This is a genomic window from Pirellulales bacterium, from assembly GCA_019694435.1.
In the GTDB taxonomy this organism is placed as follows: Bacteria; Planctomycetota; Planctomycetia; order Pirellulales; family JAEUIK01; genus JAIBBZ01.
Genome location: JAIBBZ010000001.1, coordinates 232,526 through 248,370 on the forward strand (window position 1 = coordinate 232,526; position 15,845 = coordinate 248,370).

The 15,845-nt window shown below is 65.3% G+C and carries 12 protein-coding genes; 6 read left to right on the plus strand and 6 right to left on the minus strand.

The genetic code is table 11. The annotated features are described in order from the left end of the window. Positions 1–144 precede the first annotated feature (144 nt). Positions 145–1,011 carry an AAA family ATPase gene (locus K1X74_00915; protein MBX7164882.1) on the minus strand — a complete coding sequence of 289 codons (867 nt, stop codon included), beginning with the start codon at positions 1,009–1,011 and terminating at the stop codon, positions 145–147. A 404-nt stretch (positions 1,012–1,415) separates the two neighbouring features. On the opposite strand from K1X74_00915, the gene nagB reads away from it, so the two are divergent. The 3 genes from nagB (at position 1,416) to K1X74_00930 (ending at position 4,921) form a co-directional block, all read left to right on the plus strand. After that, complete coding sequence (nagB, locus tag K1X74_00920) at positions 1,416–2,219, plus strand: glucosamine-6-phosphate deaminase (protein MBX7164883.1); 804 nt, start codon at positions 1,416–1,418, stop codon at positions 2,217–2,219. 142 nt (positions 2,220–2,361) lie between these two features. Next, a complete protein-coding gene (locus K1X74_00925) occupies positions 2,362–3,882 on the plus strand; it encodes a hypothetical protein (GenBank protein ID MBX7164884.1) in 1,521 nt (506 codons plus the stop codon). A gap of 22 nt (positions 3,883–3,904) precedes the next feature. Next, positions 3,905–4,921 carry a hypothetical protein gene (locus K1X74_00930; protein ID MBX7164885.1) on the plus strand — a complete coding sequence of 339 codons (1,017 nt, stop codon included), beginning with the start codon at positions 3,905–3,907 and terminating at the stop codon, positions 4,919–4,921. 141 nt (positions 4,922–5,062) lie between these two features. On the opposite strand, the gene K1X74_00935 is transcribed toward K1X74_00930, so the two are convergent. Beyond that, complete coding sequence (locus tag K1X74_00935; protein ID MBX7164886.1) at positions 5,063–6,316, minus strand: hypothetical protein; 1,254 nt, start codon at positions 6,314–6,316, stop codon at positions 5,063–5,065. 453 nt (positions 6,317–6,769) lie between these two features. Between K1X74_00935 and K1X74_00940 the strand changes: the two genes are divergently transcribed. Continuing rightward, positions 6,770–7,225, plus strand: a complete 456-nt coding sequence (locus K1X74_00940) for a hypothetical protein (protein MBX7164887.1) — start codon at positions 6,770–6,772, stop codon at positions 7,223–7,225. A gap of 289 nt (positions 7,226–7,514) precedes the next feature. Beyond that, on the plus strand, positions 7,515–9,755 hold the full coding sequence (locus K1X74_00945) for a molybdopterin-dependent oxidoreductase (GenBank protein MBX7164888.1): 2,241 nt from the start codon (positions 7,515–7,517) through the stop codon (positions 9,753–9,755). Positions 9,756–9,836: 81 nt separating this feature from the next. Here K1X74_00945 and K1X74_00950 read toward each other — a convergent pair whose 3' ends face one another. Then, complete coding sequence (locus tag K1X74_00950; protein ID MBX7164889.1) at positions 9,837–10,766, minus strand: glucosamine-6-phosphate isomerase; 930 nt, start codon at positions 10,764–10,766, stop codon at positions 9,837–9,839. A 188-nt stretch (positions 10,767–10,954) separates the two neighbouring features. On the opposite strand from K1X74_00950, the gene K1X74_00955 reads away from it, so the two are divergent. Continuing rightward, positions 10,955–12,337: an aspartate aminotransferase family protein gene (locus tag K1X74_00955; GenBank protein ID MBX7164890.1), complete on the plus strand. Its 1,383-nt coding sequence runs from the start codon at positions 10,955–10,957 to the stop codon at positions 12,335–12,337. 37 nt (positions 12,338–12,374) lie between these two features. Here K1X74_00955 and K1X74_00960 read toward each other — a convergent pair whose 3' ends face one another. The 3 genes from K1X74_00960 to K1X74_00970 all read right to left on the minus strand — a co-directional run bounded on the left by K1X74_00960 (position 12,375) and on the right by K1X74_00970 (position 15,470). Next, complete coding sequence (locus K1X74_00960; GenBank protein MBX7164891.1) at positions 12,375–13,628, minus strand: cysteine desulfurase; 1,254 nt, start codon at positions 13,626–13,628, stop codon at positions 12,375–12,377. Between the two features lie 26 nt (positions 13,629–13,654). Next, positions 13,655–14,077: an iron-sulfur cluster assembly scaffold protein gene (locus K1X74_00965; GenBank protein MBX7164892.1), complete on the minus strand. Its 423-nt coding sequence runs from the start codon at positions 14,075–14,077 to the stop codon at positions 13,655–13,657. A 271-nt stretch (positions 14,078–14,348) separates the two neighbouring features. Then, entirely contained in the window at positions 14,349–15,470 is a 1,122-nt protein-coding gene (locus tag K1X74_00970; GenBank protein ID MBX7164893.1) for a c-type cytochrome, read from the minus strand. Positions 15,471–15,845 lie beyond the last annotated feature (375 nt).

The window sequence follows — 15,845 nt, forward strand, 5'->3', positions numbered from 1 at the left end:
AGCGAACAGGATGAACTGCGCCGGATTCGGCCCCCGCGTCGAGGAGAATGCCGCGGTGCGCTCGGCACGACCGCTACTGGGGGCAAGAATTGCCCAGAAAGCACAACCGCCACGCCGGCAAAGGATGGTCGCAGAAGGCAGGCATCAGCCCGCCTTCGAGGTCGTCCACGCTAGCACCTGGGCCTCGGAGCCGCCCGCAGCGTGCTGCTGGTCGGGCATGGCCCCCAGCCGGGTCAACACCTCTCGGGCCAGTTGGCGATAGTCCTCGGCGCCGTGCGAGCTGGGGGCATAGCTCAAGATCGATTGCCCGAAGCTCGGCGCCTCGGCCAGCCGAATGTTGCGGCGGATCCGCGTCTGATAGGCCTGCGCATGGTCCCAGGGCGTGCGCCGGCCGCGCGATTGGCCAAAGAACTGTTCGACGTCGCGGCTGACCTCGGCCGCCAGCCGCGTACCCGATTCGTACATGCACAAGATCACGCCGTTGAGCCGCAAGCTCGGATTCAATCGCTGCGACACCAGGTCAATCGTTTCCAGCAACTTGCTCAACCCGTGCAGCGCGAGGAAGTGCGGCTGCAAGGGAATGAACACCTCGTCGACCGCGGCCAGCGCGTTGAGCGTGAGAATCCCCAGCGACGGGGGGCAATCGACCAGCACAAAATCGAACCGGTCTTCGACGCGGCGCAACTGCTCGCGCAAGATCACCTCGCGCCCGACCACGCCGGCCAGCTCGACCTCGACAGCCGCCAGGTCGATGTGCGCGCCGGCCACCCAGAGATTGTCGCTCACGCTCCGGGTCACCGCCTCGAGCGTCGTCTGCCCGACGAACACGTCGTACATCGAGAGATCGTTGCGCTCGGGGCTTTGCCCCAGGTGCAACGAGGCGTGCGATTGCGGATCGAGATCGATGAGGCAAATCCGCTGGCCGGTCTCGGCCAGCGCGGCGCTCAAATTGACCGCGGTCGTAGTTTTACCCACGCCGCCTTTTTGATTCAAAATCGCGATCTTTCGCATCGGAATTCCCTTCCCGAGGCGCGAATTCTCCACCGGCGCCTTTCGTTCGGCACGCGAGTATAGGCCTGCAGTTGCCGCCGAAGCCAGACGAGTCTTCCGCGGCCCGCGGCGCGATAAATTCACCGCAAGACCCCCAGCAGCCCGTTGATTTTTTCAGCGGGCTGTGTGACCGCAAGGATGCGGTCTCAAAATGGCGACGTAAGTCGTTATTTTGCAAGCCGTGCGGAGCTTCGCTCCGCACTTGGCGAGGTTGAAATAGGCCACGAAGACCTATTTCAACGGGCAGCCAGCCCCCCTGAAATTTACAGCCGCTTGGGCTACAGTCGGTATGCGCCGCCTGCCGCCTGACAGCACTGCCAGCGGGGGTCGCCGAACGCCTGAGATGGCCGGAGCGAAGTGCAGCGATGCGGGTAATTGTCGAACGCGACCTGGAAACCGTCTCGCGGCGCGCGGCTCAATTCGTCGCCGAGCTCGTCCGCCGCACGCCGACCTGCGTCCTCGGCCTGGCGACGGGGAGCACGCCGATCGGTCTGTACCGCGAGCTGATCCGCCTGCATCGCGAGGAAGGGCTCGACTTCTCTCGCGTCGTCACCTTCAACCTGGACGAGTACGTCGGCCTGGGGCCGAACCATCCCCAGAGCTATCGCTACTTCATGCAGTTGAATTTCTTCGATCACATCAACATCGACGTCCGCAACACCCACGTACCCGACGGCCGCGCCCTCGACTTTTCCACCTACTGCGAGCAATACGAGCGGCTGATCAAGGACGAAGGCGGTATCGATCTCCAGGTGCTGGGCATCGGCGGCGACGGCCACATCGCCTTCAACGAGCCCGGCTCGTCGCTGGGCAGCCGGACCCGGCTCAAGACCCTGACCGAAGAGACGATCCGCGACAACGCAAGGTTCTTCGGTTCCTACGACGCCGTGCCCCGGATGGCCATCACGATGGGCGTGGGCACCATTCTCGAAAGCCGGCAATGCCTCCTGTTGGCCGCCGGCGAGGCCAAGGCCCGCGCCATCCGCGATTGCATCGAGGGCCCCGTCACGGCGCAAGTCACCGCCTCGGCCCTGCAACTGCACCGCGACGTGATCGCGGTCGTCGACGAAGACGCGGGCCGGCTGCTCGAGCGGCGCGAGTACTATCGCCAGGTCGAACGGGCCCAGGCTCAGCTCAAGCCCGGCCTGCTGCAAGCAAAGCAGTCGTAACCACGCTGCCTGCGTTGCCCGCGCCGCGTTGCCTTCGCTGCAACCGGCAAACTCATGCCCGCCGCGGCGCGGGGCCGATACTGGTCGATATCCAGCCCCCGCTGCGCGCGGGGATCGTCTTGCCAGCAACAGGGACGTTGCCATGCTCGTGATCATCAGCGATCTGCATTTGACCGACGGCACGAGCGGCGCCACGATCTCGCCGGGCGCCTTTCATATCTTTGCCGAGCGGCTGGTCGACCTGGCGGTCAACGCGTCGTGGCGTTCCGACGGCAGCTATAAGCCGATCGATCGCATCGACATCGTGCTGCTGGGCGACGTGCTCGACTTGATCCGCTCGGCACGTTGGGCTCAGCACAACGAGCTGCGTCCCTGGAGCCATCCACAACGGCCCGAGTTCCTCGATCTCATCACCCGGATCACCAACGACGTGCTGCGTCACAACGACGACGCGTTCGGCGTGCTGCGCTCCTTGGCCCTGCAGGGCGACATTTCGCTGCCGCCGGCCGATCGCCAGGGCCGCCCGGTGGCCGCGGCCGAGGGTTTGCCCGTCGCCGTGCGGATCTGGTACATGGTCGGCAATCACGACTGGTTCCTGCACCTGGCCGGACCCAGCTACGATCTCATGCGCCAATCGATCGTGCGGCACCTGGGCCTGGCCAATCGTGCCGATCACCCCTTCCCGCACGATGCCGCCGAGAACGACGAGCTGTCCGACGTGTTTCGCCGCCATCGCGTCTACGCCCGGCATGGCGACATGTACGACCCGTTCAATTTCGAAGGCGACCGCGATGCCAGCAGCCTGGGCGACGCGATCGTTGTCGAGCTGCTGAGCCGGTTCGCCACGGCCGTCGAAAGCGAGATGGCCGCCGATCTGCCCACGGCCACGCTGCTCGGCCTGCGCGAGCTCGACAACATTCGCCCCTTGCTGTTGATTCCCGTCTGGATCGACGGCCTGTTGGAGCGCACCTGCCCGGTCCCGGCGCAGCGCCGGCACGTGAAACAGATCTGGGACAAGCTGGCCGATCGGTTCCTCGATCTGCCCTTTGTCCGGCAGCGCGACACCTGGAACCCGGCCGACCTGGTTGACGGCCTGCAGAGCGCCCTGAAATTCAGCCGCCGCGTGTCGGTCGGCTGGGCCAGCTCGATCATCACCTGGCTCAACGAGCTGCGCGTCCCTAGCGAGGGCACGTTCTTCCGCTATGCGCTGGCCGAGCAGGAATTCCGCAACCGCCGCGCCAAGCACATCGTCTACGGCCACACACACACCGCCGAATCGGTTCCGCTCGACGCCAGCTATGCCGACGGCTACGCTCTGCAGCAGGTGTATTTCAATTCCGGCACCTGGCGGCGGGTCTATCGCCAAGCGCAATTCGCGCCCAACGAACACGAGTTCGTCGCCAGCGACGTGATGACCTACATCGCGTTCTTCCAGGCGGACGAACGCGGCGGACGGCCGTTCGAGTCGTGGTCCGGAAATCTGGGGCTCGCGCCGTCCGACGAACCTTTGCTGCGTCTCGACCCGGCTCCCATCCGCCATGCCCCCGGACAACCGCTTTCGGCCTCAGCCCTGCACGGCCGAGCCCCCCACTTCAACCTGGCACCTGCTGACGCCCCGGCCGGGATCATCCCCACCCGTCGGGTCGGACGAGTTTCGTCGTAGGCTCCGCGCGGCGGGCAGCCGGTTGCGCGCCGGCGGCGTCGGCGCGATCTACCTCGTTCACGGCACCTTCGTCGGCACCGATGCTTTCGGCCTGCTGGCCACGCTGGCCCTCGCGGCGCCCCCCTTGGCCGCGCAGTTGCAGCCGCTCGGCAAGCGCTGGTTCGACGACCTGCTCGACGAGGCCGGCAACTACACGCCCAACTTCGCCGACCGCCTGGCCGATGCCTTCCACACCGACGACGGCGCCGACGTGCCCGTGCGGATGTTTCACTGGTCGAGCGCCAACAATCACCTGGGCCGCGCCCATGCCGCGGTCCAATTGCTCGACACCTTGCTCGCCGCGCCGCTCCCCTCGGGCCGACGGGTCATGCTTTGGGGTCACAGCCACGCCGGCAACGTCTTTGCCTTGCTGACCCATCTGTTGGGCAGCGACGCCGCGACGCGCGAGCGGTTCTTCGCCGCGGTGCGGCCGCATCTCGAAGAGTTGTACCTGCCCGCCGACGTTGCCGCGTGGCAGCGCGTCGAGCAGTGCCTGGCCGCCGGTGCCACGCCGCTGGCGCACACTCCGCTCGATCTGGTCACCTTTGGAACGCCGCGACGCTACGGCTGGGAAACGCGCGGCTACGCGCGGCTGCTACATTTCAGCAATCACCGCCCGCAGCCGAATCGTCGCGCCGATCAGGCCCCTTATCCGATCTCGCCCGACGCCCTGTTGGCCGGTCGCGGCGGCGACTACATCGAGCAGCTCGGCATCGCCGGCACCGATCTGCCGCCGGGCCCCTTTAGCTACGTCAAGGCAGCCGCCTGCCGTGCGCTGGCCGAGCTGATCGAGCCCGAGGTCGGCGTGCTCGACCTCTTGGGCCGCGTTGCGAGAACGACCCGCGTGCACGACGACGGCCTCAACCTGCTGGTCGACTACGGCGATCCGGCCGGCACGATCGCCGATCACTTCGCCGGCCACGCCATCTACACCCGCAGCGAAGCGCTCACCTTCCACCTCGAACAACTCGCCGAGCACTGGTTCCCACCGAGCGACTGACGGCCACCGAGCCTTGCGGCCTTCCAGCGGCCGAACATCGTGCGAAACAGCAATCGCTCGGATCGGCCGCGACGCCGTCAGCGGCTTGCCCGACCAACTTGAGCGCGTTACTGATTTCGCTGTGCGATTTGGCTGTTGCTGTCAGGTATCAAACTGAAAGGCACTTTCGTACGAAGCGTCCGTCAGGTCACCCCTTGCATGTACCACGGTCGGGGACCAGTCACGGGAGAAGCCCACCGCGATCGCTCCTTCCGTGTACTCTGGCAACCTACCATGCGACAGCAATTCAACTTGCTTCCAAATCTCGGCGGCTAGTGAGTGAGGCACTGGCGGCACGACGATTACCAGCTTTTCCGGTTCGCACATCGAAAAGACTTTCTCAACTTCTTTTGCCAGGCCCGGCGATTTCTGGGGGGCTCCCATGATCAGGACGACCAATCTCGCCTCAACGAGTATTTCATCAACTGCTTCCTCCCAGTGCTCCGCATCGAGCCACAACCGCAGACCCCCTAAGGGTGGCAACACCTCTGCTGGCCTGCGGACGGCAATGACCGGACCGTGCCCCGAGAAGATGGCCGCAAGGACTTCTTCAAAGGTCCGCGATTCCGGCATCGTTAGCACACCGTACCACGGTCTGCTTGGTTCGACGTTCTTGATGCGCATTTGATCGTCTGCAAAAGCCCTCAGCAGAATTACCGGCGCCTTGAGCTGGCTCATTCGAATTGCACTGCGTGGGACAGCTCTCAATCTCCTGCTAAATCGCTCCATTAGTACGGCCAGGCCACCCAGCAGGCATACGGCTGCAATCCACACTTGACCAAGGTCGCCACGCATAACTTGGTTCAAAAGGCTCAATCCTGCGAATGCAGGAATTAGAATCACGCCCCATACCACATATCCCAAGAATGGAAGCACGATGTTAAAAGCGCCGTAATTGCTACTGGCAATGTATCGGCGCCAATTCCCAGCAACGGGAGAACTCTCGACCTTGGAAAGTCGAATCACGCGCCGATCAGCCGTCATCGAAGCCAATTGCTTTGCCTGGCGGGCTTGCTCGGCCTCGTCGGTCAGAAGCATCACCAGTCCGATGCCCAAAAAAGCTACAGAAATCAGCGTCAACAGCGTCAGCAGCGGCGCCATCCAGCGCAGTTCGTGCCACAAAGACTGCACTGGATCTCTTCCAAATACGATTAACGTGACGGCACTGGCCGCACTTACTAGACCAATCAAGATGGCGACAGCACCGTGCCAACGTGGCGTTGGTAGCACGTACCGCGCGCCGCAATTGGAACACAAGCGGACGTTGTAATTCAGCTCACCTGCCTGGATGGTAAATGCAGCAGAGCCGCATTCTGGACAAACTCGGCCGACAAGAAGAACATGAAGGTCGGTCATGGCACCTAACCTTTCTCGGGTTCCGACACTGGGCCAGAACTGCTCCACAGGAAATCCCGCCGCGATTGAGAACCACCACGTTCAACGTGATCATTCGCCGGCAACATCCGCGGTTCTGCGAGGGGTAATGGCGAGTTCGTAGTGCCGATCCCAACAGCCGCGTGAGTATACTGCTGACTGTTTCGACCTGCCACTCATGCGTGTAACGCACGTGCAGAAACCATTCAGCAACCGGGCCAAGCCTGCTCTGTAGACAACCAGCCTTGCGACGCCTCGCTCGTAGCAAGTTCGCAGATGGTAGTCGCTGTTTTTCGAGAGATGCGGAGAATCGGCCTCAGTCAGCACGAACTGATGCGATCAGAACCAGGCGCTTTTTACAAATCAATTCTGACCAGGCTTCTGTTCTGACTAAACACAGAGACATCTCATTCGACTTCGGCCGTGACGGGCAGAATGCAATATTCCCTGAGAACATTAGCCTTGATTGTTGGCGGCATTGCTTTGTTCTTGAGATACCTGATTTCGAAGGAGGGTCCGAGGGACGCGGCAACATTCCTCGGTATCGCAATTCCGTTTTACGTCATCGCCTGCGCCTTGGCGTTTTGGATTCGTCGGCCCGTGGTTTGTGCAGCTCTTTGGCTAATCCTGCGAATTGTCGCTACGCTTCCGTTTGTCGTAGCTGGTTCGATGGTCGGTGGGGATGAAGGGTTTGTAATCTTTGCGTGGAATTTTCTGTTCGACGTTCCTCTCATGCCGCTGCATGATCTGCTGCGGTGGCTTGCAATGCAGCTTGGCGCCGACATCGACGAGGAGCTGTATTTTGTGGTCGGGATTTGTTGGTATCTGGCTGGTGGATATTTCGTTGCCCGGTTTGCTCGCAAAGACCGAGTTGAGTATCGAGACAGATAACGGGTAACGTCTTATCTTCGTGCCCGTTACTCGTCTCCCTGTTGCGAACGGAAACCGGGGTCAGAACTGTTTATCGTTCCCCCCGCCCTTGCTTCGCCCGCCCGGGTGACTGGCTGTTCGCCGCGCGGGACTCGTGCTCCGGGATGCTGGTCGCCCCGGAACCCACCGCAAACCTGCATAGCGGCTGTGTTCTGTCCTCCCCCGCCTCACCGCCCTCGCTCGATTTGGCCCGCCGCATCGGCTAGCGGTACACTGGCCAAAGCCACCTCCTCTTACGGAGCCTGCGATCATGGCCCGAACCGTCTTTCGCGCGTGTCACTTGTGCGAGGCCGCGTGCGGCCTGGCGATCGAGGTCGAAGCCGACCGCATCGTCGCGGTCCGCGGCGATCAGGACGATCCGTTCTCGCAGGGCTACCTCTGCCCCAAGGGCGCCTCGATCGCCGGCATTCACGACGATCCGGACCGCCTGCGCACGCCGATGCGCCGCACGGCCGACGGCCGCTTCGAGCCGATCTCCTGGGGCGAGGCCTTCGAGCTGGTCGGCAGCCGGTTCAACGCCATTCGCCAAGCGCACGGCGCCGACGCGCTGGCGCTCTATGCCGGCAATCCGCTGGCCCACAACCACGGTCTCCTCGCCCTGCGCAACAGCCTGATTCGCGCCCTGGGCACGCGCAACGTGTCCGGCGCCAGCTCGCAAGACACCGCGCCGCGGTTCGCCACGTCGTACTATCTCTACGGCGCGTCGCTCGTGGTGCCGGTGCCCGATATCGATCGCACCGACTACTTCCTCTGCATCGGGGCCAATCCCCGGGCCTCGAACGGCAGCTTCATGACGGCGCCCGACGTGCGCCGCCGGCTCAAGGCGCTGCGCGATCGCGGGGGCAAGCTCGTGGTCGTCGATCCGCGCCGCACCGAGACGGCCCGCGAGGCCGACGAACACGTCGCCATCCTGCCCGGCGGCGACGCCGCGTTTCTGCTGGCGATGATCCACGTGCTGCTGGTCGAAGGCCGCGTCGACCGCGCCGCCATCGCCCAACAGGCGACCGGCTGGCACACGGTCGAAGAGCGCATTCGGTACTTCGCGCCCGAGCGCGTCGCGCCCCACGTCGGTCTCGATGCCGGGACGATCCGCCGGCTGGCCCGGGAATTTGCCGCCGCGCCGACCAGCGTCGCCTACTCGCGCGTCGGCGTCTGCAACAACCGTTACGGCACCGTGGCCACGTATGCCACCGATCTGTTGAACCTCGCGGCCGGCCGCTTGGGCGCCGTCGGCGGTTGGATGTTTCCCCGACCGCCCTTCGACAACGCGCCGCTGTTGAAACTCACCGGCGACGGCCATGCCCGTTGGCACAGCCGCGTGCGGCATCTGCCCGAGACGCTCGGCGAGCTGCCGGCCTCGACGCTGGCCGAGGAAATCGAAACGCCCGGGCCAGGCCAGGTCAGGGCGCTGCTCACCGTGGCGGGCAATCCCGTGCTGTCGACGCCCAACAGCCGCCGGCTCGACGCGGCGCTCGGCCGTCTCGAGTTCATGGCCAGCGTCGACATCTACATCAACGAGACCACGCGCCATGCCGACGTGATTCTGCCGCCGGCCTGGGGGCTCTGCGAAGAGCACATGGACGTGATCTTCAGCATGGTCGCCGTGCGGCAGGTCGTGCGGACCTCGCCGGCCGTCGTGCCGGTGCCCGACGGCCAGTTGAACGACTGGCAAATCGTGCTCGAGCTCATCTATCGACTGGGCGGCGGGCCCACGGGCATCGCGGCGATCGACCGTTGCTATCGTCTCGCCCATCGCCTGGGCCTCGATCGCTGGCGGCCCGAGCCGACGCTCGATCTGCTGCTGCGCATTGGCCCTCATGGCGATCGCTTTCTGCCGTGGTCGCAGGGTCTCAATCTCAAGAAGCTCCGCCGCGCCGAACACGGGCTCGACCTGGGGCCGCTCAAGCCGGGTGTGGCGCATCGCATCCTGCACCACGACAAGACGATGCACGTCGACGCGCCGCCGCTGTTGGCCGCCGTCGATCGCCTGGCCCAGGAACTGCGCGAGCCGCCCGCCGGCGACGAGCTGCTGATGATCGGCCGGCGCGATTTGCGCTCGAACAATTCCTGGATGCACAACGTGCCGGAGCTGGTTAGCGGCCGCGAGCGGTGCGTGCTGTTGGTGCATCCCGACGATGCCCGCGAGCGTAATCTGCGCGACGGCGATCTGGCCGTGTTGGAAAACCACGTCCACCGCGGCGAGGTCCGCGTCAAGCTTTCCGACGACATGCGGCCCGGCGTCATCTGCCTGCCGCACGGCTGGGGCCATGCCCCGGCGGCCGAGTGGCAACGGGTCGCCGGCCAGCACCCGGGCGTCTCGTTCAACGATTGGGCCGACGACCAGGACGTCGAAAGCGTCGTCGGCGAGTCGATCCTGAACGGCGTGCGCATCCGGCTCTCGGCGGCGCTCCCGGTTTCGGCCGAGCCGCTGCACAAAACGCGCCCCGCGGTCACGAACCTGACGGACAAGCTGTTCGCCGCCACGCGCTAAACCGGTCGCAGTGGTTGTCGCCCTTGGCGAGGCGCAGCTTCGCCGGGGAACATGCAAGTCGAGCCGAGGCGCCGGCCTCGCTCAATGCATCTCTGCAGCGCAACTGCCGATGCCCGGCCGGTAGTAGTTGAACTGCACGTTGGGATGCTCGCCCAACAACGACATCGGTACTGCCGTGTCGACGATCTTGCGCGAGATCATCCACGCCGTGAGCCGCTGGCCGAACGGGTTGTCGTGCGTGCCGGCGTGCCAGATGCTCACCTTTTCGGCCCGCCACGTCTCGGCCGGGCCCACGGTGATCGCCTGCCGCGGCACCAGCGCCACGTTGCCGCCGCCGCTGGTGCGGGCATTCTGCACCAGGGTCAGCGGATGCAAATCGACAACCCGCGTCCCGAGCTGGCGATACTCGGCCGCCGGCGGGGGCGCGTCTTTCCAGGCCCCGCTGCGTGGCAGGGGGTCGTTGAACGCCCAGTGCTTCACCTCGCCTTGGCCGCCCTGCATCACCGCACAGCGCGCCTGCTTCCAACTCTCGACGTACGGCCGCACGTCGGCCTTGGGAAAGTGAATGTTCGCCTCGGGCATCCGCAGCTCGGGCCGGATCCGGTCGAAGCACAGCTCGCGATCGGCCCGGGCAAACGACAACGGGTGCGACTCGGGCGCGTCGCGGCCATCGAGAAACCACTCGTCCATGCCCCAGAAATGCGCATGCCGCAGGTTGATCTCCAGGTCGTTCACCAGCCGCGCCACGAGCGGCAACTGTTCGGTCGGCCCGATCGGCCCGCAGATTCCGACCGGGTCCGACTCGGTCGCCCGGCGCCATGCGTTGACATACTCGAGCGCCTCGGCCAGGTAGAAATCCTCCAGCGAGTCGTACAGCACGACGCGAAATCCATCGCGCGACAAGCCGGGAAAATCCTCGGCCTCGAGCCGCGCGGCGTCGGCCAGGATCTCGTCGTCCAGGGTCGTATAGTCCCACCAGTCGGGCGCAATCGAACTCAAGCGTCGGGCCATGGAGTGCTCCTTGGGTGTGCCCGCGTTTGTACCAAGCCGCCCGGTGCCGTTCAAAGCCGGGCATTTTTCTCGTCGGCGAGGCGTCTGTGCGGCCGGTCGACGCCGATGCGTTTTGCCAGTCTGCGCGTGGGGCGACTAGAATTCTGCCTCACGCCCTTTGCCACCCCCCAGGCCACCGCCACCGCCCCATGCCCCAACCGCGCCGCGATCTCTCGCACGCCAAGAGCGAAGGCGATACGAACGTCTCGCCGCGCCGTCGTGCCTGGCAGCAGGAGCACCTCGGCCCCGAGACGCAGGAGCTGTTGGCGGAAGATGCACGCTGGTTCTTGCACCAGTCGCTCTCGACGCCGTGCCTCAACGCGATCCGCAAGGCCGAGGGCATCTGGATCGAGGACGTCGAGGGCCGCCGTTATATGGATTTCCACGGCAACTACGTCCACCAGGTCGGGTTCGGCAATCCCGAGGTGATCGCCGCCATCAAGGCGCAGCTCGACGAGCTGCCGTTTTGCACGCGCCGCTACACGAACGACGTCGCCGTCGAGCTGGCCCGGACGCTGGCCGAGCTGGCCCCCGGCGATTTGAATAAGGTCCTGTTCTGCCCCGGCGGCACGAGCGCCATCGGCATGGCGCTCAAGCTGGCCCGCGTGGCGACCGGGCGCTACAAGACGATTTCGATGTGGGACTCGTTCCACGGCGCATCGCTCGACGCCATCAGCGTCGGGGGCGAAGAGGTGTTTCGCGGCGACATCGGGCCGCTGCTGCCGGGCACCGAACATGTCCCGCCGCCGGACAGCTATCGCTGTCTTTGGGACTGCCATCAGCGCGGCGGCTGCGATTTGAAGTGCGCGGCGCTGGTCGAGTACATGCTCGAAAAGGAAGGCGACGTCGCGGCCGTGGTGGCCGAGCCGGTCCGCAGCACGCCGTACATCCCCCGGCCCGAGTATTGGCAGCGGATCCGCGCGGCCTGCGATCGGCACGGCGCGCTGTTGATCTTCGACGAGATTCCGCACGCGCTGGGCCGCACCGGCCGGATGTTCACCTGCGAGCACTTCGGCGTCGTCCCCGACGTGCTGGTAATCGGCAAGGGCCTCGGCGGCGGCGTGCTCCCCTTGGCCGCGATCGTGGCGCGCGAGGGGCTCGACGTCGCCGGCGACCGCGCGCTGGGCCATTACACCCACGAAAAAAATCCCGTGTGCTGCGCCGCGGCGCTGGCCACGATCCGCTATCTCCAGCAGCACGACCTGGTGGCGCGCACCGCGCGGCTCGGCGAATGGGCGCTGGCGCGGCTGCGGGCCATGCAGGCGCGTCATCCGCTGATCGGCGACGTCCGCGGGCTCGGCTTGCTGCTGGGCATCGAACTGGTCCGCGATCGCACGACGCGCGAGCGCGCCAGCGACGAAGCCGATTCGATTATGTACCGTGCCTTGTCGCGCGGCCTGAGCTTCAAGCTCACCATGGGCAACATACTCACGCTCTGCCCGCCGTTGGTGATCAGCGAGGCCGAGTTGGCCCAGGCCTGCGACATCCTCGAGGCCTGCATCGCCGACGAAACGGCAGCCCGCGGCGGCTGAATCCCCGACCAACGAATGCACGATGCTGACGCGTTCTTCACCGCACGCGAAACACGCGTTTCGCGTCGATCAGCGCGTCGACAAACGTGTCGACCTCAGCCAGCGTGTTGTAGAGATAGAAGCTGGCCCGGCTGCTGGCACTGACGCCCAGCCGCTTGTGCAGGGGCATCGTGCAATGATGCCCGGCGCGAATGGCGACGCCCCGCCGATCGAGTAGTTGGGCCACGTCGTGGGCGTGCACGCCATCGACGACAAAGCTGACGATGCCGGCCTTGAACTGCGGCGCTGGCCCCAGAATTCGTACGCCGCCCACCTCGGCCAGCCGCGCATGCGCGTGCTCGACCAGCCGCCGCTCGTGTTCGTGAATCGCGCCCAGCCCCACGCGCTGTAGGTAATCGATCGCCGCGCTCATCCCGATGGCCGGGACGATCGGCGGAGTGCCGGCCTCGAACTTCGCCGGCAGATCGGCCGGCTCGAAGCCGTCGAGCCGAACGCGACGGATCATGCTGCCGCCGCCCAGGAATGGCGGCATCCGCTCGAGCAGCGTGCGCCGTCCCCAGAGGATGCCCACGCCCGTGGGCGCCAGCATCTTGTGACCGCTGAACGCCACGAAGTCGGCGTCCCAGGCCTGCACGTCGGTCACGTCGTGCGGCACACCCTGCGCCGCATCGACCAGCACCACCGCCCCCGCGGCGTGCGCGCGATCGACGATTTCCCGGATCGGGTTGATCGTGCCCAACACGTTCGACACGGCCGTCACGGCGACTACTTTCGTCCGCTCGCTGAGCAGCGTGTCGAGCAGGTCGAGCCGCAGCCGGCCGTCGTCGGTGATCGGAATATACCGCAGCACGGCGCCCGAGCGCGCGGCCAACTGCTGCCAGGGCACCAGGTTGGCGTGGTGCTCCATCTCTGTCAGCAACACTTCGTCGCCGGCGCGAATCGCCAGCTCGCCGTAGCTCCGCGCGACGAGGTTGATTCCCTCGGTCGTGCCGTGCGTGAAGATGACTTCTTCGCGGTGCGGCGCGTTGAGAAAGGCGCGAACCTTTTCCCGCGCCTCTTCATACAGATCGGTGCTCTGATCGCTCAGCCAGTGGATACCGCGATGAACGTTGGCATATTTCGACTCGTAGACGTCGACCAGCGACTGGATCACCTGCCGCGGTCGCTGCGTGGTCGCGGCGTTGTCGAGGTAGCACAACGGCACGCCGTCGTGCAGGCGCGTGGCCAGGATCGGAAAATCGCCCCGCAGCTGTTCCGGGTCGAGCGTCGAAATCGCGTCCACTGCGTGCATGGTCTTCACTCGGGGCACCGTCGTCGTCAGCCGGGGCCGTCGCTGCCGCGGGAATCGTCTGGCCGTACGTCGTCCAGCGACCCGAATACCGCCGCCTGCATCACCCGCCACGACAGTAGGCAGCACTTCTGTCGATTCGGGGTGAGCCGCGCGCCGAACAGCTCGAGCATGTCCTGCGCCGAAAACTTGCGCACCTCGTCGAGCGACTTGCCTTCGAGCTTTTCGACCAGCATCGAGGCCGAAGCCTGGCTGATGCAGCAGCCGTCCCCGTCGAACCAGGCCTCGGCGATCCGGCCCTCGGGCGAGACGCGCAGCTCGATCCGCACGACATCGCCGCACAGCGGGTTATCGTCCTCGTGCGCGTGCGTCACGCCGGGACACTTGCCCCGGTGATAGGGGTCTTCGTAATGATCGAGCACGTGCTCTTGATAGATTTCGGCTTCGTCCACGGCAACACTCGCTGCGGCACGGGGTCAAACGCCCCGGGCCCTTGCGCGCCTACTCGGTCTCGGTGAGACCGGCCCCCAAAAAATGGGTGCTCTTTCGCACATCCTGAGTCACCCCATGCTATGCCACGGGCCGCCCTGCGGACAGGGGCCAGGCTCTGGCCCGAGCGCCAGCCGGCCGGTCTCCCCCGACCCGCTCAACGCAAGCAGCCCCCGGCCCGTCGAGCCGGAGGCTGCATGAGAGTACACGACCTGGCGAGATCGCGCCGCCGCCTTACTTCGGCAGTCGTCCCGTGGCAATCTTGGGGAATTCGCCCGTACAGGCCTTCATGAACTCGACCAGGTCCTTTTTGTCCTGATCGGTCAGATCGAGCTTCTTGATCCGTGAACTGAGGTGCGGATTTGCCAACCCGCCCTTGACGTACCAATCGACGACTTCTTCCAGCGTCGCGTGGCTGCCGTCGTGCATGTAGGGCGCCGACAGGGCCACGTTGCGCACCGTCGGCGTCTTGAACGCGCCCTTGTCGGCCTCGTCCTTGGTCACTTCGTAGCGTCCCAAGTCGGGCTTCTCGGCGTCCATACCCACGCCCAGATTGTAATACTTCTCGTCGGTCAGGTTCGGGCCGACGTGGCAGGCGCTGCAATTGCCCTTCTCGCTGAAATAGATGTCGCGGCCGCGCTTCGCGCTGTCCGACATCGGGTGGGCTTCGGCCGCGGCCTTGGCCTTTTCATACTCGGCATACAAGTCCGGGTCGTTCTCCTTCAGGTCGTCGAGGTCGGCATCGGCGAACTTGCGCAGCTCTTCGCCGTAGTCGTACGGCGACGGACCCGACACGATCATCCGCTCGAAGGCGGCGATGGCCTTGCCGACCGCTTCGATGCTGACTTCGCCGAAGATCGTCTCGAACTGCAGCTTGTAACCCTCGATGCCCGCCAGCGTCTTGACGCACTGCTCGTGGGTGTTGGCCATCTCGATCGGGTTGGCGATCGGGCCGACAGCCTGCGCTTCGAGCGAATCGGCGCGGCCGTCCCAGAATTGCAGCGTGCTCAAGATGCGGTTGTAGCTCACCGGCGAGTTGCGGCCGCCTTGCTGACCGTTGACGCCGATGCCGAACTGCGTGTGCTTGGCAAAACCCTCGGCCGGGTCGTGGCAACTGGCACAACTGATTGTGTTATCGCTCGACAGCCGGGTATCGAAATACAACTGGCGTCCCAGCTCGATGATCGCACGCGAGGTGTGCGGCATCTGCAATTGCGCCGCGCCGACCGACAGACCCAAAGGCAACACAAAGTTGGGCCGCACGTGATGCTGCGGGTCGTCGAGCCAGGCCTGGATCTGCTCGATCGTCAACGCGCCCTCGCCAGGAATCCCTGCCAGCAGCGCGTCGCTCGGCAGTTCGAACGTCTCCGGTACCGGTGCCGCGGCGACGAGCGTTTCAGCCGAGCTGTCGCCGTCGGTCGTGCCGGACGTCGATTCCGTGCTCGCGCTCGGTGGCGCCGGGGCCGCCTCCGTGGTCGTCTCGACCGGAGCCGCTTCGGTCGTACTGGGGGCCACCTCGGCAGCCGGCGTCGCCGCGGGTGCCGGTGTTGTCTCCGCGGCCGGGGTCGATTCCGCCGTGGGGGCCGTATCGGTCGGCGGCGGATTCTGCGGCTTGCAGCCGACCAAGGCCAACGCACCGCCGAGCACCAGGCTCAGCATTCCCCGATATTGCCAGTTACGCATTGCGATCTCCCTCATCGTGGATTCGTGGCGAAGTTCAAGGTGTTCAAA

Excerpts from the sequence above, each read along its gene's own strand:
- nagB (MBX7164883.1), top strand. The coding sequence starts at position 1,416 with ATGCGGGTAATTGTCGAACGCGACCTGGAAACCGTCTCGCGGCGCGCG.
- K1X74_00925 (MBX7164884.1), top strand. The coding sequence starts at position 2,362 with ATGCTCGTGATCATCAGCGATCTGCATTTGACCGACGGCACGAGCGGC.
- K1X74_00955 (MBX7164890.1), top strand. The coding sequence starts at position 10,955 with ATGCCCCAACCGCGCCGCGATCTCTCGCACGCCAAGAGCGAAGGCGAT.
- K1X74_00935 (MBX7164886.1), bottom strand. The coding sequence starts at position 6,316 with ATGACCGACCTTCATGTTCTTCTTGTCGGCCGAGTTTGTCCAGAATGC.
- K1X74_00915 (MBX7164882.1), bottom strand. The coding sequence starts at position 1,011 with ATGCGAAAGATCGCGATTTTGAATCAAAAAGGCGGCGTGGGTAAAACT.
- K1X74_00960 (MBX7164891.1), bottom strand. The coding sequence starts at position 13,628 with ATGCACGCAGTGGACGCGATTTCGACGCTCGACCCGGAACAGCTGCGG.
- K1X74_00940 (MBX7164887.1), top strand. The coding sequence starts at position 6,770 with ATGCAATATTCCCTGAGAACATTAGCCTTGATTGTTGGCGGCATTGCT.
- K1X74_00950 (MBX7164889.1), bottom strand. The coding sequence starts at position 10,766 with ATGGCCCGACGCTTGAGTTCGATTGCGCCCGACTGGTGGGACTATACG.
- K1X74_00945 (MBX7164888.1), top strand. The coding sequence starts at position 7,515 with ATGGCCCGAACCGTCTTTCGCGCGTGTCACTTGTGCGAGGCCGCGTGC.